This is a genomic window from Natrinema soli (assembly GCF_028618695.1).
In genome coordinates this window covers 1-3524 of the sequence record NZ_JAQIVI010000401.1, presented here as the reverse complement: position 1 = coordinate 3524, position 3524 = coordinate 1, and the positions used below count along the sequence as shown (strand labels likewise).

Here is a 3524-nt window from a genome sequence, read left to right as displayed (position 1 = left end):
CCCCGCCGAACTGGTAGTCGCCGACGGTCCGGAGTTCCGGGAGGCCCGCGCGCCCGTCTGCTGGCTCGCTCATTGACCGGCGTTCGACCCGGCGCGTCGAAAGCCCTTCGACCTGCCGGCGTTACGATGGCACTCGAGGCCGAATCCGATGCCGCGTTCGCCGGGTGGGGCCGACAGCTGCTCGCGGCGAATATCCGATTGGGTAGAAAACGAATTGGAACGAGATGGGGAATGTTATATTGATCGATTTATTACTATCAGTATCGCATGGATGTCACGCAAATCGGTCTCGGGGTGACACTGCTCGTCATCGGGACCCTGACACTGATCGGGCCGGCCGCACTCGTTTCCGGGCCGCTTACGTACCTCGTTACCGGTGCGACGCTGCTCGTCACGGGGTACGCGCTGTTGATCGGACTCTGGCAGAGCCGGCAGCCGAACTAGCGTCGCTTCCATCCCGAACGGACGACAGGAACCGAGAGACTACTCTCTCGCCCCGAAGCGGGCTCGAGCCGACTCTCGGTCGGGTCCGTCGACGCCTCTCATACGGACTGTCGTCAGTCAGTTCTGGAGCAACCCTAAGACGGTTCGCGGTTGCTCCGGGACATCGTACAGCAGACCGCCTCAGAGGAGAAACGTCTCGTGGCGGTCGCCGAGGTCGAGGAACGAATCGGCCGCGGCCATGAGTTCCTCGGCCGTCGAGGATTCGAAGGCCATCACCTCGACGCGGACGCCCTCGTGGCGCAGGTGCGAACAGAGCCGCGAGAAGTCGCCGTCGCCCGTACAGAGGACGATGGTGTCGACGTGGTTGGCGAGCGTCACCGCGTCGAGGCTCATCCCGACGTCCCAGTCCGCTTTTTTCGTCCCGTCGGAGAACGTCTTGATGTCCTTGATCTTCGGCTCGAAGCCGATATCGACCAGCGCGTCGAAGAAGCTCTCCTCCTCGGGCGAGTCCGCGCGGATGACGTAGGAGATAGCGCGCGTGAGCTGGCGGTCCTGAACGGCCTTCTCGAGCAGCGCGGAGTAGTCGATATTTCGGCTGTGGAGACTCTGTGCGGTATGGTAGAGATTCTGGGCATCGACGAGGACGGCGACGCGCTGCCCGGGGTGTATTTCCGTCATATACTAGCATGTCGCGGGCGAGCATAAAAAGTCGCGGCGTTCGATCCGACCGCGTTGCGACCGCCGGCGGTGCTCAGCTTCGGAGCTTCCGGATCCGCTTTTCCGTGGGCGGGTGGGTCGCGAACAGCGTCTGCAGGAGCCCTTTCTCCGAGTTGAAGATACACAGCGCGCTCACGCTATCGTCGACCGCCGACTCGCGGCCCTGGGCACCCTGCGAGATTTTCTCGAGCGCGCGGGCGAGCGGGTCGCCGCTGCCGATGTACTGGCGGGCATCCTCGTCGGCGACGAACTCGCGGTAGCGCGAGATGGCGAGGACGAAGATCATCACGAGCATCTGCGCGATGTTCGAGATGACCATGCCGACGATGATTCCGCCGATGCCGCGCTCGCTACTCATGATGTAGACCATGTAGGCGACCCAGCCGACCATCATCGCGATCGAACTCCCCACCACCATCGCGAGGACGTCGCGGTTCTTGATGTGGGCGAGCTCGTGGGCGATCACGCCCTCGAGTTCGTCGCGCTGGAGGAGCCGGATGAGCTCCGTCGAGACGACGACGACGCCCTTGCCCTTCCGACCGGTCGCGAAGGCGTTGGGAACGCCCATGTCCATGACCATCAGTTTGGGCTTTTTGATGCCCATATCGCGACAGAGGGAGTCGGTCATCTGATGGATCTCCTGATACTGGCCGTCTTCGGGCATCGGCTCGGCCTTTCTGGTCGCCGACCACGTCCCGATCTTGTACTGAATGACCGGCAAGACGAGCAGTCCGAGCAGGACCAGCGGCCACATGTTGAACCCGAACATCGCCAGGCCGAATGCCCCGACGAGCATGTAGAACGCGAACAGGATCGAGCCGACGATCGCCATCCGCACTTTCAGTCCGAAATCTGTCATGGGCGATGGTAAGTAACGCTCAGGGATAAATTACGCGGAACTGTATGTCAGGTATTGAGCATCACAGTGATCGGTCAAAGACACAACGGATAAGTCAGTTCGGGTCCACGCATCGGATATGCGCCGCGTCGCTCACTCGACCGTCGGTCCCGTCGTGAGCGGCGTCCGCCCTCGTTTTCTCAAACGCAAACGTGCGTGAGTGTGCTCGCGGCGGGCGTGGCACCCCGTCCCGGGTACGATTCGACCGCACGACTGACCGCACGCAACCGACCGCAGATCGCCCACCGATCGGAACCGATACACCCTACCGATCGGGGGGTGACACACGACCCACCGACACCACAGTCAACACATGAGTTCAGCTATCGACCTTTCGGGCGTCTTTCCGGCGATGTGCACGCCCTTCGACGAAGACCGGCGAATCGACTTCGAAACGCTCCGAACTGACGCCCAGCGCCTCGAGGCCGCGGGCGTCGACGGGCTCGTCCCCGTCGGCTCCACGGGAGAGTCGGCGACCCTGACTCACGACGACCACGTCCGCGTCGTCGCGGCGGTCATCGAGGCCGTCGACGACGTACCGGTCATCGCGGGCACCGGCTCGAACAACACGCGCGAGGCCCTCGAGCTCTCCGAGCGCGCCGTCGACGCGGGCGCGGACGCGCTGGTGATCATCTCGCCGTACTACAACAAGCCCGAACAGCGCGGGCTGGTCGAGCACTTCCGGACGATCGCGGACGCCGTCGACCTGCCCCAGATCGTCTACAACGTCCCCTCGCGGACGGGCCGAAACATCGAACCCGACACGGCCGTCGAGCTCGCGAGCCACGAGAACGTCGCGGGCTACAAGGCCGCCAGCGGCGATCTGGGCCAGATCGGCGAGATCGCCGAACGAACGACCGACGAGGACTTTGCCGTGCTCTCGGGCGACGACGCGCTCACCGTGCCGGTCATCTCGGTCGGCGGGACGGGAACGATCAGCGTCGCCGCGAACATCGAACCCGAACGGACCTGCGCGATGGTCGGCGCGGCGCTGGACGGCGACTACGTCCGCGCACGGAACATCCACCACGAACTCGGGGCGCTGTTCCGCGGACTCTTCGTCGAGACCAATCCGATCCCGGTCAAGGAGGCCATGCAGATCCGGGGCTACGGCCCCGCTCGCCTTCGCTCGCCGCTCAGCCGCCTCGCCGACGAGTACCGCGAGGACCTCGAGACCCTGCTGGCCGACCTCGAGCGGGAACCGACCGAAGTGGCGGACGCGGCGGAGGGTGATCGATGACGGTCAGGCTCGGCATCACCGGCGCGACGGGCCGCATGGGTCGGGAAGTGATCGCCGCCGCGACCGAACGAGCGGACTGCGAGATCGTCTTCGCCGTCAACCGAGAGCCCGAAAGTGATGCGACCGTCGAGGGCGTCGCGATCGAGCCCGCGGCCGAGTTCGACTCGCTCGTCGCCGAGCGCGAACCGACGGTCGTCATCGACTTCACCGGCCCCGAGTCGGCCG

4 protein-coding genes and 1 pseudogene are annotated in these 3524 nt (G+C 64.7%); 3 read left to right on the top strand and 2 right to left on the bottom strand.

Annotated features, from left to right (window positions below):
• Positions 1-267 precede the first annotated feature (267 nt).
• Entirely contained in the window at positions 268-444 is a 177-nt protein-coding gene (locus tag PGX04_RS22090) for a hypothetical protein (protein ID WP_226040485.1), read from the top strand.
• A gap of 180 nt (positions 445-624) precedes the next feature.
• Here PGX04_RS22090 and PGX04_RS22085 read toward each other — a convergent pair whose 3' ends face one another.
• Both PGX04_RS22085 and PGX04_RS22080 read right to left on the bottom strand, forming a co-directional pair.
• Positions 625-1122: a LabA-like NYN domain-containing protein gene (locus PGX04_RS22085; RefSeq protein ID WP_098724493.1), complete on the bottom strand. Its 498-nt coding sequence runs from the start codon at positions 1120-1122 to the stop codon at positions 625-627.
• A gap of 73 nt (positions 1123-1195) precedes the next feature.
• The gene (locus tag PGX04_RS22080; RefSeq protein ID WP_273740468.1) at positions 1196-2020 is read right to left on the bottom strand and encodes a M48 family metallopeptidase; all 825 of its coding nucleotides are present in this window, start codon (positions 2018-2020) and stop codon (positions 1196-1198) included.
• Positions 2021-2372: 352 nt separating this feature from the next.
• Between PGX04_RS22080 and dapA the strand changes: the two genes are divergently transcribed.
• Positions 2373-3299, top strand: a complete 927-nt coding sequence (dapA, locus tag PGX04_RS22075; protein WP_273740467.1) for a 4-hydroxy-tetrahydrodipicolinate synthase — start codon at positions 2373-2375, stop codon at positions 3297-3299.
• Positions 3296-3524 (top strand): annotated as a pseudogene (locus PGX04_RS22070) (4-hydroxy-tetrahydrodipicolinate reductase); the annotation flags it as partial. The gene dapA and the pseudogene PGX04_RS22070, both read left to right, overlap by 4 nt.